We start from the raw sequence: 25,139 nt of genomic DNA, 5'->3' as shown, positions 1-25,139 counted from the left end.
GTTGACAAGGACGGCATCGCGTGGCCACGATCGGTGGCGAAAACTGGGAGCGCTCCCAGATTCTCGTGGTCGTCATCGTCGTCACCACGGAAAGGACCCTGCCGTGTCTCGCCCGTTCCGTCGTCGCGCGGCCAGATCCGTCGCCGCCGGCACCGCCGCGCTCGTCGCCGCCACCCTGTTCCCCTCCGCCGCCGCCGCGCAGCCACCCGAACTGATCGACAACGGCACCTTCGACTCCGGCACCGCACCCTGGTGGTGGACCGACAACGCGCCGGCCTCGGTCGTCGACGGCCAACTCTGCGCCCAGATCGCCGGCGGCACCGTGAACCCGTGGGACGCCATCGTCGGCCAGAACGACCTGGCCCTGCAGGCCGGCGAGACCTACGAGCTGACCTTCGACGCCTCGGCGTCGGCCCCCGTCGGCGTGCTCGCCAAGGTGCAGCTCCAGGTCGACCCGTGGACCGAACGGCTCTCGGCGCCCACCATCCTGGACACCGCGCCGCAGACGTTCAGCTACACCTTCACCGCCGACACCGACAGCGCCGCCGACCAAGTGGCCTTCCAGGTCGGCGGCTCAGCCCAGCCGTGGACCTTCTGCCTGGACAACGTCTCCCTCACCGGCGGCGCCGAACCACCGGTCTACGAACCGGACACCGGACCACGGGTGCGGGTCAACCAGGTCGGCTACCTGCCCGACGGCCCGAAGAACGCCACCGTGGTCACCGAGTCCACCCAGCCGCTGGCCTGGACCCTGGCCAACGCGTCCGGCACGGCCGTGGCCACCGGGCAGACCACCCCGCGCGGCGTCGACCCGGCCTCGGGCCAGAACACACACAGCGTCGACTTCTCCCGCGTCACCGCCGAAGGCACCGGCTACACGCTCAGTGCCGACGGCGAGACCAGCTACCCGTTCGCCATCGGCGACGTCTACGCCGACCTGCGCTCGGACTCGTTGCAGTTCTTCTACATCCAGCGCAGCGGCCTCCCGATCGACGGCGCGCTCGTCGGCCAGGAGTACGCCCGCCCCGCCGGCCACCTCGGCGTCGCGCCCAACCAGGGCGACACCGACGTGCCGTGCCAGGCCGGGGTCTGCGACCACCGGCTCGACGTGCGCGGCGGCTGGTACGACGCCGGTGACCACGGCAAGTACGTCGTGAACGGCGGCCTCGCCACCTACCAGCTGCTCAGCACCTTCGAGCGGACCCGGACCGCGCCCAGCGCCACCCCGGGCGCCCTGGGCGACAGCACGCTGCGCGTGCCCGAACGCGGCAACCGGGTGCCCGACATCCTCGACGAGGCCCGCTGGGAGCTGGAGTTCCTGCTGCGTATGCAGGTTCCGGCCGGCCAACCACTGGCCGGCATGGCCCACCACAAGATCCACGACGCCGCGTGGACCGGCCTGCCGCTGGCCCCCGAGGACGACCCGCAGCCGCGTGAGCTGCACGCGCCATCGACCGCCGCGACGCTGAACCTGGCCGCCACCGCCGCCCAGTGCGGCCGGCTGTACCGGGGCTTCGACGCCACGTTCGCCAGCCGCTGCCTGAGCGCCGCGCGGACCGCCTACACCGCCGCGAAGGCCAACCCGGCCCGCTACGCCGACCCGGCCGACGGCATCGGCGGCGGCGCCTACAGCGACAACGACGTGACCGACGAGTTCTACTGGGCCGCCGCCGAGCTGTACCTGACCACCGGCGAACAGCGCTACCTGGCCGACCTCACCGCGTCCCCGCACCACACCGGCGAGGTGTTCGAGCCCAACGGGTTCAGCTGGCCATCGACCGCCGCGCTCGCCAAGCTGGACCTGGCGACCGTGCCGAGCCGGCTGTCCTGGTTCAAGCGGCTGATGATGGCCAGGGACGTGGTGTCGGCGGCCGACGAGTACCTGGCGACCATCGCCGGCCAGGCCTACGGGGTGCCGATCCCCGGCGCGGCCGACAGCTACTTCTGGGGCGGCAACGGCAACATCATCAACAACACGGTGGTGCTGGCGACCGCGTTCGACCTGACCGGTGACCGCCGCTACCGGGCGGGGGCGTTGCAGGGCATGGACTACGTGTTCGGCCGCAACGCGCTCAACCACTCCTACGTCACCGACTGGGGAACGAAGACGCCGCAGAACCAGCACAGCCGGATCTTCGGCCGCCAGCTCGACCCGAACTCGCCCAACCCGCCGTCCGGCTCACTGGCCGGCGGCGCGAACTCCGCTCTGGAGGACCCGTTCGCCGCCGACCTGCTGGACGGCTGCGCGCCACAGTTCTGCTACGTGGACGACATCCAGTCGTACTCGACGAACGAGGTGGCGATCAACTGGAACTCCGCCCTCGCCTGGATCTCGTCGTTCCTCGACGACCAGGCCTGAGGCCGGTGCCCCGGTCGGCGCATCGTCGCGCCGGCCGGGGCACCGCCCGTCAGTCCAGTACCGCCAGCGCGTCGATCTCCACCAGGAAACCGGCCGGGAGTCCCACGTAGACGGTCGTGCGGGCGGGGTAGGGCTCGGGCAGGAACGCCGCGTAGGCCTCGTTCAGCTCGGCGAAGTGCGCGGTGTCGGTGAGGTAGACGCGCAGCATCACCACGTCCTCGAAGCTGGCGCCGCCGGCCTCCAGGATCGCCGCGACGTTGGTCAGGCACTGGACGGTCTGCTCGGCGACCGTGGTGCCGACCACCTCGCCGCTGGCCGGGTCGAGCGCCACCTGCCCGGCGACCTGCAGGATGTTGCCCTTGCGGATGCCGTGGCTCAACGGCACCGAGATCCGCCGGTCCTCCGGCAGCGAGATCACGCTCTTGGTCACTGCGTCTCCTTGTCCTGACAGCCGTCCTGGTTACCGTTCTGGTACCCACACTCCGCCGACGCCCGGTCCGCGGCGGCACGCAGCGCCGGGACGAGGGCCAGCAGCCCGTCGCGGTCGAGCAGCACCACCGGCACCGACAGCGACAGCGCGGCGAGCACCTCGCCGCGCGCGCCGCGCACGGGGGCGGCCAGACAGTGGATGAAGTCCTCGTGCTCGGTGTCGTCCACCGCGAAACCCCGCGAGCGCACGGTCGCCAGCTCGGTGAGGAAGGCGGGCGCGCCGGTGATGGTGGCGGCGGTGAACCGGTGGTAGTCCAGGCCCTCGGCGATCCGGCGACGTTCCTCGTCGGGCAGCGCGGCCAGCAGGACCTTGGCCACGGCGGTGCAGTGCAGCGGGGCGCGCCGGCCGATGCGCGAGTACATCCGCACGTTGTGCCGGGACTCGTACTTGTCGATGTAGATCACCTCACCGTCCTCATAGGACGCGAGGTGGACGGTGTGTCCGGTGGCGGCGTTGAGTTCCCTGGCCGCCGGCTCGACCGCGCGGCGCACGTCGCGTTCGTCCAGGGCCCGGAAGGCCAGGTCGAACAGCGACGGGCCGAGCCGGTAGTGGCGCGCGTCGGCGCGCTGCACGAACCGGCGCGCCTCCAGCGTGCGCAGCAGCCGCAGCACGGTCGACTTGTGCACCCCGACCCGCACGGCGAGCTGGTCGAGGTTCTTGGGGCCGTCGGCCAGTTCGTCGAGCAGGGCCAACGCCCGGTCCAGGCTCTGGCTCACCGGATGTGGGCCGCCGCCCACTGCGCGTCGTCGGCGGCCAGCAGGCGCTCGACGGTGTCCGCCGGCAGGGGCCCGCAGACGTCGTCGCGGGTGCGCAGCACGGCGGCGGCCTGCAGGTGGCCGGCGCGCAGCCGGTGGCCGGGGCCGGCGGTGCCGTGCAGGGTGGCGGCGAGGAACCCGGCGGCGAACGCGTCGCCCGCGCCGACCTCCTCCACCACGTCCACCCGCAGCGCGGGCGTGAACACCTCGGGCCGGTCCTCGCCGGTGGCCGGGTCGCGTTCGATCAGCGTCGCGCCGTCGGCGGCCTGCTTGACCACGAGCGTGGCGGGTTCGGGCAGCAGGGCGCGGATCGCGGCCGGGCCGTCGGTGCCCCAGACGGTGGCCGCCTCGTCGGCGCCGACCAGCACGATGTCGGCGGCGGCGGCCAGCTCACGCAGCACGTCGGGGTCGCGGCCGGGCCACAGCGCCGGGCGCCAGTTGAGGTCGAAGGACAGCAGGTGGGTCCGTGGGAGCGCGAACAGCTCGCGCATCAACGCCAGGCAGGAGTCCGACAGGGCGGGCGTGATGCCGCTGGTGTGGACCAGCCGCACGCCGTCCAGCGGCAGCTTCGGCAGCAGGTCAGGGCCCAGCGCGGAGGCGGCCGAGCCGCGCCGGTAGTAGCGCACCGGGCTGCCGTCGGACTCCTTGACGTAGAGGCCGGTCGGCCGGTCGGGGTCGACCAGCACGCCGGAGACGTCCACGCCGTAGCCGCCGACGAAGGCGGTGACCGCGCGGCCGAACGCGTCGTCGCCGACGGCGCTGACCCAGGCCGACGGCACGCCGAGGCCGGCCAGGTGGCAGGCCACGTTGGACTCGGCGCCGCCGACGGTCCGTGACCAGGTGCGAACGGACTCGGGCGGACCGTCCTGCGCCGGCACGAACAGCGCCATGGACTCGCCCAGACAGAGCACCTCCACGCCGCTGACCTCCTCGGACTCGCGTTGACTGGTCGGGCAACGAGATGCTACACACCAGTGCGGCACATAGCGCAATAGCCGTTGCATATGACGCAATAGGAGCCTCATGGCCGGGCAGCTGGACCGAGACGCCGTCGCCGCGATCCGCGACGAACCCGTCGACCACCGCTTCAAGGGCATGCCGGACCTGCCGCCGGGCACGACCATCGGCGACCTGGTCACCGAGCGGCGCGAGCTGGCCACCGGCGGTTTCGTCCTGCCGCTGATGACGCTGGACGCCGGTGCGCTGGAACACAACCTCGCCACGTTCGCCGGCTGGTGCGCCGCCCACGGCCTCGCACACGCCCCGCACGGCAAGACCACGATGGCCCCGCAGCTGTTCGCCCGGCAGTTCGACCACGGCGCCTGGGGCCAGACCTGCGCGAACCTGAGCCAGCTGCGGGTCTACCGGGCCTTCGGCGTCGACCAGGTCCTGCTGGCCAACCAGCTGGTCGACCCCGCCGGGCTGGCCTGGCTGGGCAGGGAACTCGACCGCGACCCGTCATTCGGGTTCCGCTGCTGGGTGGACTCGGTGCGCGGCGTCGAGCTGATGACCGAGGGCCTGCGCGGCACCCGCCGGCCGGTGGACGTGCTGGTGGAACAGGGTGTCCCCGGCGGGCGGACCGGCGTGCGGGACCTGGCCGAGGGGGTGGCGGTCGCCGAGGCGGTGGCCGCGAGCCCGGCGCTGCGGCTGGTCGGCGTCGGCGGCTACGAGGGCCCGGTCACCCACGACACCACCGCCGAGGCGCTGGGCCGGGTGCACGCGTGGCTGGACGGACTGCGCACGCTGACCGGGGAACTGGCCGGGCGGGGACACTTCGACGGCGTGGCCGAGGTGATCGTCACCGCCGGCGGCAGCGCCTACTTCGACCAGGTGGCGCAGGTGTTCGCCGGGCCGTGGCCCGGCGGGCTGCCGGTGCTGCCGGTGGTGCGCAGCGGCGCCTACGTCACCCACGACGCCGGCACCTACCGCCGCCAGTCGCCGCTGGGCGAGTCACCCCGGATCAGCGACGCGGCGCCGCTGCGGCCGGCCGTGCGGATCTGGGCGGAGGTCACCTCCGCGCCGGAGCCGGGGCTGGCGCTGCTCACCGCCGGACGCCGGGACGTACCGTTCGACTCCGACCTGCCCAACCCGGAGGTGGTCCGGCGGCGCGGCGCCACGACCGAGGAGCCGCTGACCGCGACCGTGTTCAAGGTCAACGACCAGCACGCCTACGTCCGGCACGACTCGCTGGCGGTCGGCGACCGGGTCGGTCTCGGCATCTCCCACCCGTGTACGGCGTTCGACAAGTGGACGCTGATCCCGGTGGTCGACGACGGCATGGTCGTCGACCTCGTCCGCACCTACTTCTGATCAGTATCAAGGAGAACGATGGACCTGCTCGCCGAACTGACCGCCCGCCGCACGCTGTGCATCATCCGCGCGCCGGCCATCCCGGACCCGGTCGGGCTCGCCGGGACCCTGGTCGGGGCCGGCCTGCCGATCGTCGAGTTCGCGCTGACCACACCGGACGCCCCCCGGCTCATCGAGCAGGCGTCCACAGTGGACGGAATCGTGATCGGTGCCGGCACGGTCATGTCCGCCCAGGACGCCCGGGACGCGATCTCGGCAGGGGCGTCGTTCCTGCTCACCCCGGGCCTGCGCCCGGAGGTCGCCGCCGAGGCGGTCCGGCAGAAGGTGCCGGTGGTGCTCGGCGCGATGACCCCGACCGAGGTCGCCGCCGCCGTGGACCTCGGTGCGACCGCGGTCAAGGTGTTCCCGGCCGCGCGACTGGGCCCGGCCTACTTCAGCGACCTGCACGGCCCGTACCCGGACGTTCCGCTGGTCGCCACCGGCGGGGTCACCACCGGGAACGCGGCGAGCTACCTGGCCGCCGGGGCGCTCGCGGTCTGCGCCGGCAGCGGGGTCGTCGGTGCCGCGCTGGCCGCCGAGTCCCGGCTGGCCGAGATCGGCGAGCGGGCCAGGGAGTTCGTCGCGGCGGTGGCCGAGGCAGGCTGACGACATTGGTTTAGACCTTGTGCGGACCCCTTGTGGCGCCTAGCATCCGAAGTGTCCGGAGCGTCGCGGCTGCTGGGGGTCCGATGAGGTTTCGCCATGCCTGCGCCACCGTCCTGGTCGTCACCGTCGTTGCCGCGTGCGCGCCGCCGCAGGCGGACAACACCGGTGATCAGGGCGGCGGGGAGACCACCGGCGAGCTGACCGTGTGGCTGTTCCAGGAGGCCAGCAACGGTCCGAAGGAGGCGGTGGTCGACCGGGCCGTCGCCGAGTTCGAGCAGGCGCACGAGGGCGTCACGGTCAACGTCGAGTACCTGCCGGTCGACGGCCGCGCCCCCCGGTTCAACGGCGCGTTCAACGACCCGGCGAGCGCCCCGGACGTCGCCGAGTTCGGCAACACCGACCTCGCCGGCTACGCCGCGTCCAACGGCTTCGCCGACCTCACCGCCGACCTCGACGCCTGGGACGAGGGCGCCGACCTGGTGCCCGACGTGCTGGACACCGCCACGATCGACGACAAGGTCTACGGCGTGCCGTGGTTCACCGGCACCCGCGCGCTCTACTACCGCACCGACGTGTTCACCGAGCTGGGGCTCGAGCCGCCGGCCACGCTCGCCGAGCTGACCGAGACGGCGCGCGCGATCCGCGCGGCGAAACCCGACCTGTACGGGATCGCGGTCGGCGGCAAGTACCTGTTCGCCCTGCTGCCCTACGTGTGGGCCCACGGCGGCGACATCGCCGAACGAGACGGCGACGCGTGGTCGGCCACCATCGACAGCCCGGCCGCGCGTGCGGGTTTCGCCCGGTACGCCGAGCTGATCACGCCGGACATCTGCCCGCCGGCCCAGTGCGCGCAGCTCACCGGCAGCCAGTCGGTGGCCGCGTTCGCCGGTGGCAAGGCGGCGATGACCATCGGCGGCGACTTCAACCGGGCCGCGGTCGACGAGGGCGCGGTCAAGGGGAAGTACGGGGTGGTCCCGCTGCCCGGCACGACCGACGGCCAGATCGCCCCCGCCTTCGCCGGCGGCAACCTGCTCGGCGTGCTGCGCTCCAGCGACCGCCGCCAGCTCGGCTGGGAGTTCGTGCGACTGTTGGGCGGCAAGGACTACCAGCGCGCCATGTACGACGCGATGGGCACCATGCCGACCTTCACCGACGTCCAGGACGGCATCGCCGGTGACGACGAGTTCCTGGTGCCGTTCATCGAGACCGTTCAGGCCGGCACGCGTTTCGTCCCGGCCACCCCGGCCTGGACCCAGATCGACGCGCAGGCCGTGCTGCCGACCGCGCTGCAACAGGTCGCCACCGGCGAGCTGGACGTGAACACGGCGACCTCGGCCGCCGCGGCCGAGATGGACGCCGCGTTCGCCGGGTGACCGGCCGCTGATGGCGCCCCCGATCACCCCTGTCGCGCCGGACGCCCGCACCCGTGCGGCGCGACAGGGGCTCCACCGAGGCGAGACCCGCTCGGCGCTGCTGTACCTGGTGCCGGCCGGGGTGGTGTTGGTCGGCCTGCTGGCCTACCCGCTCTACCAACTGGTCGTCATCTCGCTCTACGACTACGGCCAGCCGCAGGCGGCCGGCGCGGCGCCGCTGGTGTTCCTCGGCTTCGAGAACTACGTGTCGCTGCTGGGCGACCCGCGGTTCTGGGACGTGCTGGCCGCGACCGTGCTGTTCGCGGCGGTGTGTGTCGGCGGCAGCCTGCTGGTCGGCACGGCGCTGGCGGTGCTGGCCACCCGGGCGAGCCCGTGGGCGCGCAAGCTGCTGTTCCTGGCGGCGCTCGGCGCGTGGGCGACCCCGGCGATGGCCGGCTCCTACGTGTGGCTGTTCCTGTTCGACCAGGACTTCGGCCTGGTCAACGAGGTGCTCTCGACGCTGGGCCTGGCGGTGGACGGGCATTCGTGGACCTTCGGCCGGTTCTCGGCGTTCGGCCTGGTCGCCGGGGAGATCATCTGGTGCTCGTTCCCGTTCGTCATGGTGACCATGTACGCCGGTATCAGCGCGATCCCGAGGGAGGTCGTGGAGGCGGCGGCGCTGGACGGCGCGTCGGCGACCCGCACGGCGACCTCGGTCCTGCTGCCGATCCTGCGGCCGCTGATCGCGATCGCGACCGTGCAGTCGACCATCTGGGACTTCAAGGTCTTCACCCAGATCTACGTGATGACCAACGGTGGCGGGGTGGCCGGGCAGAACCTGGTGCTCAACGTGTTCGCCTACCAGGAGGCGTTCGCCGGACAGCGCTACGGCCTCGGCGCGGCGATCGGTGTGGTGATGACGGTGCTGCTGATGCTGATCACCGTGGTGTACCTGAGGATCCGCCGGTGAGGCGGCGGGCGGCGAACGCCGCGTGCGTGCTGATCGCGGCGGCGGTGGCGTTCCCGCTGTACTGGATGGTGCTGGCCGCGCTGAAGCCGCCGGGCGAGATCCAGTCGGCCGATCCGAGGCCGTGGACGCTGGCGCCGTCGCTGGACAGCTTCCGCCGGGTGCTCGACGTGCAGAACTTCGGGCTGTACTTCGTGAACAGTCTGGTGGTGGCGTTGCTGGTGGTGGCGCTGTCGCTGGTGGCGGCGTTCCTGGCTGCGGTGGCGCTGACCCGGTTCCGGTTCCGTGGCCGCACGGTGCTGCTGGTGATGTTGCTGGTGGCGCAGATGGTGCCGGTGGAGGCGCTGACGATTCCGCTGTTCTTCCTGATGCGTTCGTTCGGCGAGGTGGTGCCGGCGGTGGGGCTCAACCAGCTGGGGTCGCTGGTGTTGGTGCATCTGGCGTTCAGTCTGCCGTTCGCGATCTGGATGTTGCGCGGTTTCGTCGCGGCGGTGCCGGTGGAGCTGGAGGAGGCGGCCGCGCTGGACGGCGCGTCGCGGTTCCGGTTCACCTGGCGGGTGCTGTTCCCGCTGGTGGCGCCGGGCCTGGTGGCGGCGAGTGTGCTGTCGTTCATCCACGCGTGGAACGACTTCCTGTTCGCCAGGACGTTCCTCATCTCCGGCACCGACAACCGCACGCTTCCGTTGGGGCTGTTGGTGTTCTTCAAGCCCGAGGAGCAGGACTGGGGCGCGATCATGGCGGGTGCGACGCTGATGACGGTGCCGGTGCTGGTGTTCTTCGTCGTTGTCCAACGCCACCTGGTCTCCGGCCTGGGCGGCGCACTCAAGGGGTGACACATGTTCGAGGCCCTGCTTCCCCGCCCGGTGCGGGTGGACCCGGCGGCCGGGGTGTACCGCCTGACCGGCCTGCCGTCCCAGGTGTCGACGGTCCTGACCGTCGACCCGGTCGCCGTCCCCCGGGGTTTCCGCGTCACCATCACCCCCAGCGCGGTCACCACCGTCGCCGCCGACGCGGCCGGCGCGTACTACGCCGAAGGCGCCCTGCGCCAACTGCTGGGTCCGGACGCCTTCCGCGCCGCCGACATCCACGAGGGTGAGTGGACGTTGCCCTGCGGCCTGATCGAGGACCATCCCCGGTTCGGGTGGCGGGGGTGTCTGCTGGACGTGGCCCGGCACTTCCTGCCCAAGGCGGGGGTGCTGCGTTTCCTGGACCTGATGGCGGTCCACCGCCTCAACGTCCTGCACCTGCACCTGACCGACGACCAGGGTTGGCGCATCGAGATCCCCGCCCATCCCCGGCTCACGTCGGTGGGCGCGTGGCGGGCGGGTTCGTGGGTCGGCCGCCAACCGGACGGAACGCCCGACCACGACGGGAGACCACACGGCGGCTACTACACGACCGATGACCTGCGCGAGATCGTCGCCTACGCGGCGGCCCGGCACATCACGGTGGTGCCGGAGATCGACGTGCCCGGCCACAGCCAGGCGGCGATCGCCGCGTACCCGTGGCTGGGCGTCACCGGGGCGGAGCTGCCGGTCTGGACGGCGTGGGGTGTCAGCGAGAACATCCTCAACCCCACCGACGAGGCGGTGGAGTTCTATCGCGAGGTCCTCACCCATGTGGCGTCGGTCTTCCCCTCCCCCGTGATCTGCGTGGGCGGGGACGAGGTCCCCACCACCCAGTGGACCGCGAGCCCGGCGGTCCGCCAACGCGCCGTCGACCTGGGTCTGCCGTCCCCGGCGCACCTGCACGGCTGGTTCGTCTCCCAGTTGGTGGACCACCTGGCCACCCTGGGCCGCCGCGCCCTGGGCTGGGACGAACTCCTCGACACCGGCCCGCTGCCCCCGTCCACCATCATCGGCGCCTGGCGCGACAACGGCCGCCGAGCCATCGAGTCGGGCCGCGAGGTGGTGTTGTGCCCCGAACAACACACCTACCTCGACCACCGCCAGTCCGACCACCCCGACGAGCCGATCCCCGTCGGCTACCTACGCACCCTGGCCGACGTCTACGCCTACGAACCGGCGGCGGGGGTGCTGGGCGCCCAGGCCCAGCTGTGGACCGAACACCTCGACACCCCCCGGCGGATCGACTACGCCGCGTTCCCCCGCCTGTCAGCCTTCGCCGAGGTCGTGTGGTCCGACGGCCCCCGCTCCTACGACGAGTTCCGCCGTCGGCTGGAACGCCACCACCTTCCCCGCCTCGACGCCCTCGGAGTCGAGTACCGACCGCTGACCGGCCCCCACCCGTGGCAAACCCGCCCCGGAGTACCGGGCCGACCCAGGAACCTCACGTGAGGGGAGCACGCTGGAGATCCGCCAGTAGTGCGGTGAACTCCGTTCCAGCGCCCGAGCCGTGGGAGCGGATCTCCCGTTCGAGTTCACCGGCGACCATCAGCAGGGACGGGCGGCTTCGACGGCCCTCCCGCAACGCCTCCAGGCCCAGGGACGTCGCCTCGTCCAGGTCACCCTGCCGTGCGGCGATGACGGCCAGCGTCAGCTGCGCCTCGGCACGGCGCATGGGTGAGACCACGACACCGTCGGAGTTCACACTGCGGCGGATCACCTCATCGGCGTTGCGCCCGGCCAGCCGGTCCTCGCCGACGATGCGGTAGATGTCCATGGCGTAGAAGTCCCACTTGTCTGGGTCGACCACGAAATGGTGGTCCGGTCGGTCCGGGTACGGCAGCTGGTCCAGCAGTGCCCGACCACGTTCCAGCGCCTCATGGACCTTCTCCGGCCTCCCCATCCGCGCGTGGGCCTTCGCCTGCTGGCCGAGCAGTTGCACCGCCACCGAGCGAGTGGGCGCGGCCCGGATTCCGGCGTCTGCCACGGGAAGTACGGCACGGTGGTGACCGGTCGTGAGCTGGAACCAGGCAAGCATCTCGTGGGCCCAGCCGACGAGGCCGGGATCACCGGCCTCCTGGCCCAGCGCCAGCGCCATCCGCCGGGTCGACTCGGCGGCAACCGCGTCGCCGAGGTCGTACTCCAGGCAGCCGACCAGCAGCGCAAGCATCCCGGCGTTGGTGAGTATCTCGCGGTGCTGGGCGAGCGAGAGTCGGTTCCCGAGCAGGTCGGTGACCTTGGCCAGCCATCCCCTACCGGCGGTGATGAGCGTGCGGGCGTCCGCGTGCTGGTAGTCGCAGCACAGCTGGTCCACGGTGATGGTCAGCGCGTCGACCGTCGCGGTGTCGATGGCCGACGTGCGCACGCGGTGCAGCAGTTCCAAAGTGTCCATACCGGTCGCCGCGATCAGCTCCTCGTTCGGAGACCCGGGCGTGCTCTCGCCACCCTGCGTACGCAGGTCTTGCAGGCGACTTCGTCCCGGAAGGTCGAACCAGAGCAGATGTTGCGGCAGATGGAGGATGCGCGCGTACTTCTGTAGCGTCTCGATGTTCTGTTCCGGCCGCTTGGCGTTCTCAATCTTGCTGACCTGCGTCTGGTTCAGACCCAGCCATCGACCGAGCAGCTCCTGGTTCAACGCCTTGCCGAACAACTGGAGATGACGAGGGTGGTTACGGAACGCCTTGAAGATCTTTCCGATGTGCCGGCTCTCGAACGCCAGCCAGAACTCGTCCGTCTCGAAGAACTCGTTCCTGAGCTGAGTCGGCGGTGTCCGTAGTTGGTCACGTTGCTCCCGATGGCACCTACCGCACAGACGTGCGGTGTTGTCACCGGCCAGCATGGTTCCGCAACCAGCACAACGCCGGCCCTGGTCGGCACCTCTCCACAGTCCGGACACGCTCATCTGCCCCCGCCGATGTCGACCGATCTGGCTCTGACCAGCGTACCTGCGCCACCAGAATCCACGAACGGGTGAACGCGTCCGAACGAGCCGGGCGGCTACCAGGCGCGATGCCCGCCAGGAGATAGGTCATGCCGAACGGGACATGGCCCGTCCCGGTTTCCGACCTGACGGTGGACACCTGATATTCGTCCATCATCGAGGTCCTCCTGTGCACGAACTCTCTGCCGTCGTGGTAGCTGTAGTACTGATCCTCGCCGCCGGGCTGATCGCCGGGTTGACTGTTCGAGGCACTGCCCATGATCAGCGGATGCCGCCGAGCACACCGCAGGTCGGCCAGGCGTGGTTCACCTGGATCACCGCCCAGAACAGCGCCCACGACCACGCGGTCACCGACAACGAGGCAGTGATCGGTCGCACTTTCGGGCACGGCCAGTACCGCGCCATGTGCGACACCATGTTCCTGCCGGCCCCCATGGAGCACGCGCCTCGCCCTCGATGCCCGCTCTGCCTGATGGCCTTACGACCCAGCCACCCGAAAACAGCCAACCAAACCCTGTAGCTACCCGCGAAAGGATTTGACCTCATGCATGCGTCACTGTTCAGCCTGATTCCTGTCGACAACCCCGAACAGATTTTCGCCTGGGGGATGGAGATCATCACCTCCGAGGATCCCGAAACATCGGAAACTACCCGAAAGACAATCGTCTACATCCACAATTCGAACGACACAGGTACTCTGGCACAGCACACGTCGGCCGAGGCCGCGTGCGCGCGTTGGAGCCAGATCGTTCCCGTGGACATCGTGTGGGACTCGGATGTCTGGGCCGCCGCCTACAGGTCGTCCGTGGGATAGAGGATGCCCAAGCTCGACCGAGAGACAATTCGGCGCTGGCTGGAGGATCACGATTGGTCAGTCAAACGTCTGGCCAATGAATGCAGCGTCCTCAGCGGTGAAGAATTCCCAGAAGGGACGATGCGCAACGTGATCAATGGAATCGACCCGGTGCGACCCGGGCGCATACGCCTGATCGCGAGAGTTACCGCCAAATACGGGGATGGCCTCTCCTACGCGACACTGCTCGCCAAAAATCAATAGCGTGGCAGTGGCAAACACAACGCCGGCGGACCACGTGGTGGTCCGCCGGCGTTGTCGTGCGCCGGTTTACTCGAAGATCTCGCCCTTCTCGGCCTTCTCGACCAGGGAGGCCGGGGGCTGGAACTGGTCGCCGTAGCGGTCGGCCAGTTCGCGGGAGCGGGTGACGAAGCCGGCGATCCCGCCCGGGTAGTTGTTGATGTACTGGATGACGCCGCCGGTCCACGGTGGGAAGCCGATGCCCATGATGGATCCGATGTTGGCGTCCGGCACGGACCGCAGGACGCCTTCGTCGAAGCACTTCACCGTTTCGAGGGCTTCGGCGAAGAGCATGCGCTCCTTCATGTCCTCGAACGGGATTTCCACGTCCGGCTTGGTGAAGTGTTCCACCAGGCCGGGCCACAGGCGCGTGCGCTTGCCGTCCTCGTACTCGTAGAACCCGGCCCCGGACGAGCGGCCCTTGCGGTCGAACTCCTCGACCATGCGGTCGACCAGGGGCTCGGACGCGTGGACGACCCACGTGCCACCGGCGGCCTCGACGCCCGCCTTGGTCTCCTTGCGGATCTTCTGGGGCAGGGTCAGGGTCAGCTCGTCCATCAGTTGCAGCGGCGGCGCGGGGTAGCCGGCCTGGGAGCCGGCCTGTTCCACCGACGCCGGGTGGGCGCCCTCGGCGACCATGGCGATGGCCTCGTTGAGGAACGTGCCGATGACCCGGCTGGTGAAGAAGCCGCGCGAGTCGTTGACCACGATCGGGGTCTTCTTGATCTGCTGCGCCACGTCGAACGCCTTGGCCAGCGCGGCGTCGCTGGTGCGGTCGCCGACGATGATCTCCAGCAGCGGCATCTTGTCCACCGGCGAGAAGAAGTGCAGGCCGATGAAGTCCTCCTGGCGCTTCACGCCCTCGGCGAGGCCGGTGATGGGCAACGTCGAGGTGTTCGACGCCAGCAGCGCGTCCGGCTCGACGAAGCCCTCGATCTCGGCGAACACCTTGTGCTTGAGCTCCTGGCTCTCGAACACCGCCTCGATCACCAGGTCGGCGCCGGCCAGGTCCTCCGGTCGCTCGGTGGGGTGGATCCTGGCCAGCAGCTCGTCGGCCTTCTCCTGGGTGGTCCGACCACGGGACACGGCCTTCTCACACAGCTTGACCGAGTAGTCCTTGCCCTTGTTCGCCGCCTCGGGCGTCACGTCCTTGAGGACGACGTCCATGCCGGCCCTGGCGCACACGTAGGCGATGCCCGCACCCATCATGCCGGCGCCCAGGACGCCGACCTTGCGGGCGGTGTACTTCTCGAAGCCGTCCGGGCGGGAACCGCCGGAGTTGATGTGTTGCAGGTCGAAGAAGAACGCCTTGATCATGTTCGTGGACACCGAGCCGGTGACCAGCTCGACCAGGTACCGGGACTCGATCACCTGCGCGGTGTCGAAGTCGACCTGGGCGCCCTCGACCGCGGCGGCCATGATCGCCTTCGGGGCCGGCATGTTGGTGCCCTTGAGCTGCTTGCGCAGGTTCGCCGGGAACGCCGGCAGGTTGGCCGCGAACTTCGGGTTCGACGGGGTGCCGCCGGGGATCTTGTAGCCCTTGGTGTCCCAGGGCTGCACGGCGTCCGGGTTGGCCCTGATCCACTCCTTGGCCTTGGGCAGCAGCTCGTCCACCGACGACACCAGCTCGTCGACCAGGCCGATCTCCAGCGCCTTGGCCGGCTTGTGCCGCTGGCCCTGCAACAGCACGCCCAGCAGGGCGTTCTGGATCCCCAGCATCCGCACGGTGCGCACGATCCCGCCGCCGCCGGGCAGCAGACCGAGCGACACCTCGGGGGTGCCGATCTGCGAGCCCTTCACGTCGGCGGCGATCCGCCGGTGGCAGGCCAGCGTGATCTCGCAGCCGCCGCCCAGCGCCGTGCCGTTGATCGCGGCGACGACCGGCCGGCCCAGCGTCTCCAGCCGGCGCAGCTGCGACTTCACCGTGCTGACGAACTCGAACGCGACCTCGGTGTCCTCCGGCCCGGCGACGACCATCTCGTTGAGGTCACCGCCGGCGAAGAAGGTCTTCTTCGCCGACGTGAGGACCACCCCGGTGATGTCGTCCTTCTCCGCCTCCAGCCGGTCGAGCGTCGCACCCATCGACGCCAGGTAGGACCGGTTCATGGTGTTCGCGGAGTGGTCCGGGTCGTCCATGGTGAGCACGACGATCCCGTCCGCGTCCTTGTCCCACCGGATGGTGCTGCTCTCAGTCATTGAGTGTCTTTCCTTGTCGCTGTGCGAAGGGATGCGGACTCAGACGCGCTCGATCAGGGTGGCGACACCCATGCCGCCGCCGATGCACAGGGTGATCAGCGCCCGGCGGGCCTGGCGCCGCTCCAGCTCGTCCACCATCGTGCCCAGGATCATCGCCCCGGTCGCGCCGAGCGGGTGGCCCATGGCGATCGCACCGCCGTTGACGTTGAGCTTCTCGCTCGGGATGTTCAGCTTCTTCTGGTAGTTCAGCACCACCGACGCGAACGCCTCGTTCAGCTCGAACAGGTCGATGTCCTCGACGGTGAGCCCGGTGGCGGCCAGCAGCTTCTCGGTGGCCGGGATCGGGCCGGTGAGCATGATCGTCGCGTCGGCGCCGGAGGTGGCGGTGGCGGCGATGCGCGCGCGGGGCGTGAGGCCCATCGCGGTGCCGGCGGCCTCGCTGGCGACCAGCACCAGCCCGGCGCCGTCGACGATGCCCGAGGAGTTGCCGGGCGAGTGCACGTGGTTGATCTGCTCGACGTAGTGGTACTTCTGCAGCGCCACCGCGTCGAAGCCACCCATCTCGCCGATCGCCGCGAACGACGCCGGCAGCTTGCCCAGCGACTCGACGGTCGACTGCGGGCGCATGTGCTCGTCGCGGTCCAGCACGGTCAGGCCGTTCTGGTCGACGACCGGCACGACCGAGCGGGCGAAGTAGCCCTGCTCCCAGGCGTGGGCGGCCCGCTGCTGGGAGGACACCGCGTAGGCGTCGACGTCCTCGCGGGAGAAGCCCTCGATGGTGGCGATCAGGTCGGCGCCGACACCCTGGGGCACGAAGTAGGTGTCGTAGGCGGTGACCGGGTCCATGGCCCACGCGCCGCCGTCCGAGCCCATCTTGACCCGCGACATCGACTCGACGCCGCCGCCGATGACGACCTCGTCCCAGCCGGCGCGGACCTTCTGCGCGGCCATGTTGACCGCCTCCAGGCCCGAGGCACAGAACCGGTTCAGCTGCACGCCACCGACGGTGTCGGGCAGGCCGGCGGCGATGGCCGCGGTCTTGGCGATGTCGCTGCCCTGGTCCCCGATCGGGGTGACCACGCCGAGCAACAGGTCCGACACCCGGTCGACGTCCAGGGTGGGGTTGCGCTTGCGCAGTTCGTCGATGAGGCCAACGACCAGCGAGATCGGCTTGGTCCCGTGCAGGGATCCGTTGTCCTTGCCCCGGCCGCGCGGGGTCCGGATCGCGTCGTAGACGAAAGCTTCGGTAGGCACGCTCAGGGTCCTCTCCTGCCGCTAATCCTCGTTAACATCGTGGCACCTCTCGCGCCGTTGTCAACGTCGGGCTCCTCGAGAGTGGCGCAGACAACAACAATCTCACCCGTACGCGAATGCTCGTTCACTTATCGGCCCACATCGGCCGATTGTCAACGGCTTGGACCTGGTTTAACGTCGCTAGTGACGCTTCACGCCGGGGAAGGATCGGAGTTGACGGGTACCGAACGCGTGCCGGCCCGCCGCCCGCGCAACCGCAAGGCCCAGCTGGCCGACTCGGCCGCCGAGCTGTTCCGCCGGCACGGCTACCACCAGGTCGGGGTCAACGACATCGCCGCCTCGGCCGGGGTCACCGGCCCGGCGGTCTACCGGCACTTCCGCGGCAAGCAGGACATCCTGGCGCACGTCCTGCTCTCCGGCATGGACGTGTTCGGCCTGGTCACCGACGAGGCACTGGCCCAGCCGGGCACCCCGGCCGAGCAGCTGGGCGGCCTGCTGCACGCGGTCGCCGCGCTGGCCGTCGAGCGGCGTGAGGTGACGGCGCTGTGGCGCTGGGAGGGCCGCCACCTCGACCGCGCCGACCAGACCAAGATCCGTCACCGGGGCGGCGAGCTGATGGCCCGGTGGGGCAGCGTGCTGGGCGACGTGCGCCCGGAGCTGGCCCCGGCGGAGATCCGGTTGCTGTGCTGGGCGGCGCTGAGCGTGTTCGGCAGCGTCTCGGTGCACCACGTGAGCCCGCCGCGACGCCGGTTCGAGGCGCTGTTGAGCGACCTCGCGCAGGCGGTGCTCGACTGGCCGGGGCTGGCCACCGACGCCGACCCGGAGCCGGCCAGGCCGGCGTCCTGGCAGCGGGTGGTCGCGCCGGCGTCGCGGCGCGCGGAGCTGCTGGCGGCGGCGACCGGGCTGTTCCGCGACCACGGCTACCACGCGGTGTCCATGGAGGACATCGGCGCCGCCGCCGGGATCGCCGGGCCGAGCATCTACCGGTACTTCCCCGGCAAGGCCGCGATTCTGGTGGCCGCCGGCTACCGGATGGCCGACCGGCTGGCCAGGACGGCCGAGGTGGCCATCGGCGAGGCCACCGACCCCGCCGACGCCATCGCCCGGCTCGCGGAGTCCTATGTGGACACCGTGTTGCGGTCGGACAACCTGATGGCGACCTTCGCCAGCGAACTGGGAAACCTGCCCGACCGGGACCGCAAGGAGCTGGTCCGGGTGCAACGTGACTACGTCGCACACTGGATCCGGCTGGTCCGCACGGTCACCCCCGACCTGCCGGAGCCGGACGCCCGGGTGACCGTGCACGCCGCCCTGACCATCGTCAACGACCTCGCCCGCACGCCACGCATCGTCACCCGCCCCCGGATCGCCGCCGAGCTGGCCTCGCTCGCGGTGACCGTGCTGTCCGCCAGGAAGTAGGTGCGCGCCATGGCACAGTCCACCGTGGTCCCTCCGCCGTACGACGTGGACCACACCCGCGTCAACGAGTGGCTGCTCAACCGGCGCCGGCCGGTCCGCGACCTCGCCGCGCCGCCGCCCGGCAGCGGGCTGCGCCCGGTCCCCGGCGACCCCGGCCTGCCGGTCATCGGCCACGGCATCGAGCTGCTGCGGCTGGGCATCAACTACGCCATGAAGCGCTACGAGCAGCACGGCCCGGTGTCCTGGGCGCGGGCGTTCGGGGTGAACATGGTGTCGGCCACCGGGCCGGACGCGGCCCAGACCGTGCTGGCCAACAAGGACAAGGCCTACTCCCAGCAGGGCTGGGAGTACTTCATCGGCCCGTTCTTCACCCGCGGCCTGATGCTGCTGGACTTCGAGGAGCACCTCTACCACCGCCGGCTCATGCAGCTGGCGTTCACCGCCGAGCGCCTGTCCGGGTACCTGGGCCAGGTCAGCGAGGTCGTCCGGTCCGGACTGGACGACTGGGCGCCGGGAACGGGCTTTCCCGTGTACCGCTCGCTCAAGCAGCTCACCCTGGACGTGGCGACCCGGGTGTTCATGGCGTCCTCGGTCGGCGCCGACGCCGACCGGGTGACCTCGGCGTTCGTCGACACCGTCCGCGCCGGCACCGCCCTGGTGCGGCTGCCGGTCGGCCGCTGGGGCGCCGGGCTGCGCGGGCGCCGCGTGCTGGAGGACTACTTCCGCGCCGCGCTGCCCGCCAAGCGCGCCTCCGACTCCGATGACCTGTTCGCGGCGCTGTGCCACGCGCGCACCGACGAGGGCGAGACGTTCACCGACGACGACGTCGTCAACCACATGATCTTCCTGATGATGGCCGCGCACGACACGTCCACCATCGCCACCTCCGCACTCGTCTACTACCTCGGCAAGCACCCCGAGTGGCAGGACCGGGTGCGCGCCGAGTCACTGGCGATGGGCGATCAGCCGCTGACCGTCGAGGCGCTGGGCCAGCTGCCGGCGCTGGACCTGGTGCTCAAGGAGTCGATGCGGCTCGTGGCGCCGGTGCCGTGGATGGTGCGCCGCACGGTCAAGGACACCGAACTGCTCGGCCACCACGTGCCGGCCGGGGTGATCGTCACGACCCTGTCGTGGGTCAACCACATGCTGCCCGAGTACTGGAGCGACCCGCTGCGCTTCGACCCGGAGCGTTTCGCGCAGGACCGGCGCGAGGACCGCTCGCACCGCTTCGCCTACATGCCCTTCGGCGGCGGGGTGCACAAGTGCATCGGCATGCACTTCGGCACCTACGAGGTCAAGACGCTGGCCCACGAGCTGGTGCGGCGGTTCGAGTGGTCGGTGCCGGCCGACTACCACGTGCGCTGGGACCCGATGGCGCTGCCGCTGCCCAAGGACGGCCTGCCGGTGACCCTGCGCCGCCGCTGAGCGGGCGGTCTCAGGACAGCCAGCCCCGGCGGTTGGCCTGGAGCCCGGCCTGGAACCGGGTCTCGGCGTCGAGCCGGTCCAGCAGCGCGCGCAGCCGGCGCTGCACGGTGCGGTGGCTGACCCCCAGGTGCTTGGCGATGGCGTCGTCGGTGATGCCGGTGGCCAGCAGGTTCAGCAGGCGCAGTTCCTCGTCGGTCGGCTCGTCGGGCGAGGCCCCGGTGCCGGTGCGCGCCTGCGGCAGGGCCAGCGGCAGCGCCCGGCGCCACAGGTCCTCGAACAGCGAGCACAGCGCGTCGAGCAGGCCGGACGGGTGCACCACGATCATGCTGACCAGCGACGCCGACGCCGGTTCGAGGGGGATCATCGCGATCCGGTCGTCGATGATGATCAGTTTGGTGGGGGTGTTGGTGAGCACCCGCGCCTCCTCGCCCAGGGCCATGCCGGCCTCCAGGTCGGGGCGCAGCTGGTGGAAGGACTCCAGGCCCGCGGTGTCGTAGATCACCCGGTAGCGGATTCCGGTGCGCAGCATCCGCGCCTCCACCGTGTCCTCGACCACCGTGGCGTCCACCGTGTCGACGGTGTAGGGCGGTTTGTCCACGCCCCGGAACTGGTCGCGGGCGCTGCCCTGCAACTGCTCGGACCGCTGGCGGATGGCCAGCCGGCCGGAGACGATCTCGACCAGTTCGGCGGGGTCGCGCGTGTCCGAGCGCTGGAACCGGGCGCTGAGCTGCCGGACGTAGCCGCGCGCCTGTTTGAGTCGGCGCTCCCGCTCCAGGAACAGCGCCTCCAGCGCGATCTCCGGCGCCACGGCGGCGAACCGCGCCGGGGTGCCGGGGATCCGGCTCACCAGCCCCCGCGCCTCCAGCGAGGCCATCACCGACGGCACCTCGACGTTGGCGGTGACCGTCGCCGCGAGCTCCGCGTGGGTCATGGCCGGCCCGTCGATCAGGGTCTCGTAGACGGCCTGGTCATGAGGGGTGAGGTCGAGGAGGTCGAGCATGCGCCCCTCCCTGGCTGGCGAATAGTGGTCAGTGTCCAGATCGCGCCACTATAGATCTTCTGCCTCCGGGGTCCGCACCACATGATTGGCCAAGGCAACGTCTCCCGTCCCCCTCACGGAGGTCTTCCCCCATGCGTCTCGCACATCGGTGGCGAGCTGTCGCTGTGGCGACGAGTTTTGTCGTCGCCTTACCCATGGCCGCCGCGTCGGCCGAGCCGTCCGCGTCCGGTCCGCCGACCGTCGAGGACCCCTTCCCGGCCGCCGGCCTGGCCGAGGCGTCCACTCAGGACGTGACCCTGATCACCGGTGACGTCGTCACCTACACCGAGCGCGCGGGCGCCGAGCCGGAAATCACCATCCGCGCGGCGAGCCGGCCGAACACCATGGCGATCAGCTTCGTCACCGAGCGGGTCGGCAAGGCCCACTACGTGATCCCCAGCGACGTGCGGTCCTACCTGGACGCCGGCACCGTCGACCGCGAGCTGTTCAACGTCAGCGGCCTCATCGAGCAGGGCCTGACCAACTCCGGCACCGACGCGCTGCCGCTGATCGTGTCCTACGGCAAGGGCGCGCGCACCGCCGCCGCGCTGCCCGCCGCCGGCAGATCCAGACCCCTGACCGCCATCAACGGCGCGGCCCTGGAGGTTGACCACGACAAGGCCGAGGAGTTCTGGCGGGGCATCGACGCGCCCGCCGGCGCGCCGACCACCCGCCTGGACCGGGGCGTCGCCTCGATCCACCTGGACCGGGTCGTGAAGCTGAACCTGGCCGAGAGCGTGCCGCAGATCGGCGCCCCCGAGGCCTGGTCCAACGGCTTCGACGGCACCGGGGTGACCGTGGGTGTCGTGGACTCCGGCGTCGACGCCGCCAACCCCGACCTCGCCGGCCAGGTCGTCGAGTCGAAGAGCTTCGTGCCCGACGAGCTCGACGGCAACGACCTCGCCGGCCACGGTACGCACGTCGCCTCCACGATCGCCGGTTCCGGCGCCGCGTCGGACGGCAAGTACAAGGGCGTCGCGCCGGGAGCGGACATCGTCAACGCCAAGGTGTGCAACCAGTACGGCGCCTGTGTCACGTCCTGGATCCTGGAGGGCATGGCCTGGGCCGCCCGCAACGGCGCCACGATCATCAACATGAGCCTGGGCAGCGACGCGCCCTCCGACGGCTCGGACATCATGTCCACCACTCTCGACTCGCTCACCGAGGAGACCGGCGCGCTGTTCGTGGTCGCCGCCGGCAACGCGGGCGGTGACGTGACCATCGGCTCGCCGGCAGCGGCGCGCTCCGCGCTGACCGTCGGCGCGGTCGACAAGTCCGACGCGCAGGCCCCGTTCTCCAGCCGGGGTCCCCGGCTCGGTGACGGCGGCGTCAAGCCGGAGATCACCGCGCCCGGCGTGAGCATCTTCGCCGCGCGTGCCAAGGACGGCTTCCCGCAGGTTCCGCCGGAGGCCAAGTACGTCGGCCTGTCCGGCACCTCGATGGCCACCCCGCACGTCGCGGGCGCGGCCGCCATCCTCAGCCAGGTCAAGCCGGGGTCCTCGGCCACCGAGCTGAAGAACGCGCTGACCTCCAGCGCCGTGGACGTCGGCGGCTCGTGGTTCGAGCAGGGCGCCGGCCGGGTCGCCGTTCCCGCCGCGCTCGCGGCGCTGTCCGGGGTGAGCGGCCCCTCCGCGGTCAGCGTCGGCCGCGTCGAGCGGGACGCCGGGACCACCTCGACCCCGATCACCTACACCAACGCCACGGACACCGACGTGACGCTGGCCCTGTCCTACTCGGCCAACGGCTGGGACGGCCGGGACGGCACCGCCGCCCTGTCGGCCAGCACGCTGACCGTGCCGGCCGGCGGCAAGGCGGACGTGACGCTCACCGTCGACCCGGCCGCCGGTGAGCCGGGTCTCTACGGCGGTGTCCTGGCCGCCAAGGCCGAGGGCGTCGCGCTGCGCACCCCGGTGAGCTGGTACACGCCCTACCCGGCGACCACCGCCGGCACGATGACCGTGCGGGTGCTCGACAGCGACGGCAACCAGGTCAAGGCCGACCCGTGGGACTCGCCGCTGTACGCGATGCGCGACGGGGCGGCCACCGAGAACACGCCCAACGACCCGTTCCTCGACCCGAGGACGGTCTCCCGCGGCGAGGCGAACGCGTCCGGCGACTGGGTGTTCCAGCTGCCGGAGGGCAAGTACACGGTCCTGCACACCCTGCGCGACGTCCGCCACGACAAGCACCGGATGACGATCCTGGCCAAGACGAACGTCGCGATGTCGGCCGACCTGACCGTCACCCTGGACGCCCGCGAGGCCATCTCCTCCGATGCGCGGACCAAGGAGAAGGTCTACGCCTACGACCGGCAGATGGAGGTTTACGCCCAGGACGGCGACAACATCTCGGGCGTCATGTCCTCGGTGGTCCTCTCGCCGATGGAGGACGTCGAGGTGTACGTGACCCCGGCGCCGGCCCCGGCCAGGGGCCGACTGCTCTACCAGCAGCACTACGTGCTGGGCACCGAGTTCGTGACGATGTCGGCCGGCGGTGTGCGGCTCACGCCGCAGTTCGACCCCTACCTGGTCACCAGCAGGCTGGCCGGCAGGCACAAGCTGCCGCTGGTGTTCGCCGGCGCGGGCACCGCCGAGGACCTCGCGGCGGTCGACGTCCGGGGCAAGGCCGCGCTGGTGCGCCTGCCCACCCCCGAGCGCGACGACCAGCAGGGCATCAACGAGGCCCGCGACCTGGCGCTGGCGGCCGCCCGCCGGGCCGCCGAGGCCGGCGCGACCGTCCTGGTCCCCTACCTGGACCTGACGGGCGGTCTCGCCACCGACGCGCCGTACCCCCGCGGGCCGGGCACGACCGTGCCGATCCCGGTCCTGTCGGTCACCAACGCCGACGGGGAGAAGCTGCGGGCCGTGGCCGGCCGGGGCGCCGACCTGGACCTGCGGGTGGAGCGCAACCCGGCGGCGATGTACGTGCTGAACTACGCGACCACCGACGGGATCGGCAAGGAGGTCAACCGGCAGGTGGACAAGTCGGCGCTCAAGCGGACCAACAGCCGCTTCCACGCCGATGTGGACGGTCTGGCCCTGTACCAGTGGTGGTGGGGCTACCGCACCGGTGACCGTGGGTCGTCGAGCACGAACCCGCGCATGTACCTGCAGGCCCCGGCCGAGATCGACACGTTCATCGGCCCGATCGTCGAGAACCAGAAGTGGAGCCGCACCAGCGCCCTGCAGCCTGGCGACGGGAGCGACGGCAACTTCTCCCAGGAGTCGGAGTTCGGGTACCACGGCCCGGTCGAGGACTGGTTCGCCGGCCCGATCGCGCCGACGTCCCCGGCGAGTGTCGGTGACGGCTACGCGGGCTTCATGCGCAGCGGGACCGGGGAGCTGTACTCCACGCCGTACCTCACCGACTCCACCAGAGGCCACTACACCGCGGTGGACTGGGGCGCGTACCCGATGCGGCACAAGCTGTACCGCACGGGCCCGGACGGTGACACGGAGGTTCCGGCGGTCGGCGCGCCGGTGCCGTCGTTCTACCTGCCGGACGAGCAGGCCCGCTACCGGATGGAGAGCACGTTCGTGCTCCCCGAGTCCGACTGGCAGGTCCCCAGCAAGGCGGTGCGCACGCTCTCACCCCGGGTGGACAACGTGTGGACGTTCACGTCGGGGCCGGCCACGGACTACGAGTGCGTGCGGCCCTCGGCACTGATCTGTCGGGTGGAACCGTTGCTGCAGACCCAGTACACGCTGGGCCTGGACCTGAACAACCGGGCGCGGGCCGGGCTGCCGCACGCCATCGAGGTGTCGGCCGCGCCGTCGCACGGCTCGGTCGGCGGCGGGAAGGTCAACCGCCTGTCGGTCAGCTACTCGACCGACGAGGGCAGGACGTGGGTCCGCGCCCTGACGTTGCCGGTGGGCACCGGGAAGTTCGCGGCGTTCCTGTGGCACCCGAGGTTGTCCAAGACCGACGGGTACGTGTGGTTGCGCACCGAAGCCTCTGACACCAAGGGGAACACGGTGAAGCAGACCGTCCAGCGGGCTTACCAGCTCCGCTAGACCTCACACGGAGACAGGGTGGCCGCGCCGACCGCG

At 70.9% G+C, this 25,139-nt stretch carries 20 protein-coding genes; 13 read left to right on the top strand and 7 right to left on the bottom strand.

Annotation, left to right across the window (positions count from 1 at the left end; genetic code table 11):
* Positions 1-103 precede the first annotated feature (103 nt).
* Positions 104-2,359, top strand: coding sequence for a glycoside hydrolase family 9 protein (locus BLA60_RS06370; RefSeq protein ID WP_075131790.1), 2,256 nt, complete (start codon positions 104-106; stop codon positions 2,357-2,359).
* 49 nt (positions 2,360-2,408) lie between these two features.
* Here BLA60_RS06370 and BLA60_RS06365 read toward each other — a convergent pair whose 3' ends face one another.
* Genes BLA60_RS06365 through BLA60_RS06355 form a run of 3 tightly spaced genes read right to left on the bottom strand, consistent with a single transcriptional unit; the run spans position 2,409 to position 4,494 of the window.
* On the bottom strand, positions 2,409-2,789 hold the full coding sequence (locus BLA60_RS06365) for a RidA family protein (protein WP_075131789.1): 381 nt from the start codon (positions 2,787-2,789) through the stop codon (positions 2,409-2,411).
* On the bottom strand, positions 2,786-3,565 hold the full coding sequence (locus tag BLA60_RS06360) for an IclR family transcriptional regulator (RefSeq protein ID WP_075132091.1): 780 nt from the start codon (positions 3,563-3,565) through the stop codon (positions 2,786-2,788). Before BLA60_RS06360 ends, BLA60_RS06365 begins: the two co-directional genes overlap by 4 nt.
* Positions 3,562-4,494, bottom strand: a complete 933-nt coding sequence (locus BLA60_RS06355) for a sugar kinase (RefSeq protein ID WP_245811877.1) — start codon at positions 4,492-4,494, stop codon at positions 3,562-3,564. Before BLA60_RS06355 ends, BLA60_RS06360 begins: the two co-directional genes overlap by 4 nt.
* Positions 4,495-4,627: 133 nt before the next feature.
* Between BLA60_RS06355 and BLA60_RS06350 the strand changes: the two genes are divergently transcribed.
* From BLA60_RS06350 to BLA60_RS06325, 6 genes are all read left to right on the top strand, one after another.
* Complete coding sequence (locus tag BLA60_RS06350; protein WP_075131788.1) at positions 4,628-5,914, top strand: amino acid deaminase; 1,287 nt, start codon at positions 4,628-4,630, stop codon at positions 5,912-5,914.
* A gap of 18 nt (positions 5,915-5,932) precedes the next feature.
* Positions 5,933-6,559, top strand: a complete 627-nt coding sequence (locus BLA60_RS06345) for a bifunctional 4-hydroxy-2-oxoglutarate aldolase/2-dehydro-3-deoxy-phosphogluconate aldolase (RefSeq protein ID WP_075131787.1) — start codon at positions 5,933-5,935, stop codon at positions 6,557-6,559.
* 83 nt (positions 6,560-6,642) lie between these two features.
* The gene (locus tag BLA60_RS06340; protein WP_075131786.1) at positions 6,643-7,932 is read left to right on the top strand and encodes an extracellular solute-binding protein; all 1,290 of its coding nucleotides are present in this window, start codon (positions 6,643-6,645) and stop codon (positions 7,930-7,932) included.
* Positions 7,933-7,942: 10 nt separating this feature from the next.
* Positions 7,943-8,881 carry a carbohydrate ABC transporter permease gene (locus BLA60_RS06335; RefSeq protein ID WP_084734699.1) on the top strand — a complete coding sequence of 313 codons (939 nt, stop codon included), beginning with the start codon at positions 7,943-7,945 and terminating at the stop codon, positions 8,879-8,881.
* Positions 8,878-9,711 carry a carbohydrate ABC transporter permease gene (locus tag BLA60_RS06330; RefSeq protein ID WP_075131785.1) on the top strand — a complete coding sequence of 278 codons (834 nt, stop codon included), beginning with the start codon at positions 8,878-8,880 and terminating at the stop codon, positions 9,709-9,711. The genes BLA60_RS06335 and BLA60_RS06330 overlap by 4 nt, the downstream gene beginning before the upstream one ends.
* 3 nt (positions 9,712-9,714) lie before the next feature.
* Entirely contained in the window at positions 9,715-11,175 is a 1,461-nt protein-coding gene (locus BLA60_RS06325; protein ID WP_075131784.1) for a beta-N-acetylhexosaminidase, read from the top strand.
* Here the strand turns inward: BLA60_RS06325 and BLA60_RS06320 are convergent.
* Positions 11,168-12,562, bottom strand: a complete 1,395-nt coding sequence (locus tag BLA60_RS06320; protein WP_075131783.1) for an NsdA family TPR-like regulatory protein — start codon at positions 12,560-12,562, stop codon at positions 11,168-11,170. The two genes, BLA60_RS06325 and BLA60_RS06320, sit on opposite strands and share 8 nt — an antisense overlap.
* Positions 12,563-12,833: 271 nt before the next feature.
* Between BLA60_RS06320 and BLA60_RS43025 the strand changes: the two genes are divergently transcribed.
* The 3 genes from BLA60_RS43025 to BLA60_RS43020 are packed head-to-tail and all read left to right on the top strand — an operon-like array spanning position 12,834 to position 13,721.
* A complete protein-coding gene (locus BLA60_RS43025; protein ID WP_154814170.1) occupies positions 12,834-13,184 on the top strand; it encodes a hypothetical protein in 351 nt (116 codons plus the stop codon).
* A 24-nt stretch (positions 13,185-13,208) separates the two neighbouring features.
* The gene (locus tag BLA60_RS06315; RefSeq protein ID WP_075131782.1) at positions 13,209-13,478 is read left to right on the top strand and encodes a hypothetical protein; all 270 of its coding nucleotides are present in this window, start codon (positions 13,209-13,211) and stop codon (positions 13,476-13,478) included.
* Positions 13,479-13,481: 3 nt separating this feature from the next.
* Positions 13,482-13,721 (top strand): hypothetical protein, encoded by a 240-nt coding sequence (locus BLA60_RS43020; RefSeq protein WP_154814169.1) that lies wholly within the window; start codon positions 13,482-13,484, stop codon positions 13,719-13,721.
* A 66-nt stretch (positions 13,722-13,787) separates the two neighbouring features.
* On the opposite strand, the gene BLA60_RS06310 is transcribed toward BLA60_RS43020, so the two are convergent.
* Both BLA60_RS06310 and BLA60_RS06305 read right to left on the bottom strand, forming a co-directional pair.
* Positions 13,788-15,953 (bottom strand): 3-hydroxyacyl-CoA dehydrogenase NAD-binding domain-containing protein, encoded by a 2,166-nt coding sequence (locus tag BLA60_RS06310; protein ID WP_075131781.1) that lies wholly within the window; start codon positions 15,951-15,953, stop codon positions 13,788-13,790.
* 39 nt (positions 15,954-15,992) lie between these two features.
* The gene (locus tag BLA60_RS06305; RefSeq protein ID WP_075131780.1) at positions 15,993-17,207 is read right to left on the bottom strand and encodes an acetyl-CoA C-acetyltransferase; all 1,215 of its coding nucleotides are present in this window, start codon (positions 17,205-17,207) and stop codon (positions 15,993-15,995) included.
* 213 nt (positions 17,208-17,420) lie between these two features.
* Here BLA60_RS06305 and BLA60_RS06300 point away from each other — a divergent pair, with 213 nt between their 5' ends.
* Together BLA60_RS06300 and BLA60_RS06295 are read left to right on the top strand one after the other, a co-directional pair.
* Entirely contained in the window at positions 17,421-18,626 is a 1,206-nt protein-coding gene (locus BLA60_RS06300) for a TetR/AcrR family transcriptional regulator (protein WP_075131779.1), read from the top strand.
* Positions 18,627-18,635: 9 nt separating this feature from the next.
* Positions 18,636-20,051, top strand: coding sequence for a cytochrome P450 (locus BLA60_RS06295; protein ID WP_075132089.1), 1,416 nt, complete (start codon positions 18,636-18,638; stop codon positions 20,049-20,051).
* A 10-nt stretch (positions 20,052-20,061) separates the two neighbouring features.
* On the opposite strand, the gene BLA60_RS06290 is transcribed toward BLA60_RS06295, so the two are convergent.
* On the bottom strand, positions 20,062-21,051 hold the full coding sequence (locus BLA60_RS06290) for a helix-turn-helix domain-containing protein (protein WP_075131778.1): 990 nt from the start codon (positions 21,049-21,051) through the stop codon (positions 20,062-20,064).
* Positions 21,052-21,215: 164 nt separating this feature from the next.
* Here BLA60_RS06290 and BLA60_RS06285 point away from each other — a divergent pair, with 164 nt between their 5' ends.
* On the top strand, positions 21,216-25,103 hold the full coding sequence (locus BLA60_RS06285) for a S8 family peptidase (protein ID WP_162292909.1): 3,888 nt from the start codon (positions 21,216-21,218) through the stop codon (positions 25,101-25,103).
* The last annotated feature ends 36 nt before the right edge of the window (positions 25,104-25,139 follow it).

The organism is Actinophytocola xinjiangensis (assembly GCF_001921215.1).
In the GTDB taxonomy this organism is placed as follows: domain Bacteria; phylum Actinomycetota; class Actinomycetes; order Mycobacteriales; family Pseudonocardiaceae; genus Actinophytocola; species Actinophytocola xinjiangensis.
The sequence above is the reverse complement of the archived record's forward strand: the minus strand, read 5'-3'. Positions and strand labels throughout refer to the sequence as shown.

Bases quoted from the DNA above. Each gene is read 5' to 3' on its own strand.
- BLA60_RS06320 (WP_075131783.1), bottom strand. From the start codon at position 12,562: ATGCTGGCCGGTGACAACACCGCACGTCTGTGCGGTAGGTGCCATCGG.
- BLA60_RS06290 (WP_075131778.1), bottom strand. From the start codon at position 21,051: ATGCTCGACCTCCTCGACCTCACCCCTCATGACCAGGCCGTCTACGAG.
- BLA60_RS06295 (WP_075132089.1), top strand. From the start codon at position 18,636: ATGGCACAGTCCACCGTGGTCCCTCCGCCGTACGACGTGGACCACACC.
- BLA60_RS43020 (WP_154814169.1), top strand. From the start codon at position 13,482: ATGCCCAAGCTCGACCGAGAGACAATTCGGCGCTGGCTGGAGGATCAC.
- BLA60_RS06350 (WP_075131788.1), top strand. From the start codon at position 4,628: ATGGCCGGGCAGCTGGACCGAGACGCCGTCGCCGCGATCCGCGACGAA.
- BLA60_RS06355 (WP_245811877.1), bottom strand. From the start codon at position 4,494: ATGGCGCTGTTCGTGCCGGCGCAGGACGGTCCGCCCGAGTCCGTTCGC.
- BLA60_RS06345 (WP_075131787.1), top strand. From the start codon at position 5,933: ATGGACCTGCTCGCCGAACTGACCGCCCGCCGCACGCTGTGCATCATC.
- BLA60_RS06340 (WP_075131786.1), top strand. From the start codon at position 6,643: ATGAGGTTTCGCCATGCCTGCGCCACCGTCCTGGTCGTCACCGTCGTT.
- BLA60_RS06310 (WP_075131781.1), bottom strand. From the start codon at position 15,953: ATGACTGAGAGCAGCACCATCCGGTGGGACAAGGACGCGGACGGGATC.
- BLA60_RS06335 (WP_084734699.1), top strand. From the start codon at position 7,943: ATGGCGCCCCCGATCACCCCTGTCGCGCCGGACGCCCGCACCCGTGCG.
- BLA60_RS06325 (WP_075131784.1), top strand. From the start codon at position 9,715: ATGTTCGAGGCCCTGCTTCCCCGCCCGGTGCGGGTGGACCCGGCGGCC.
- BLA60_RS06315 (WP_075131782.1), top strand. From the start codon at position 13,209: ATGCATGCGTCACTGTTCAGCCTGATTCCTGTCGACAACCCCGAACAG.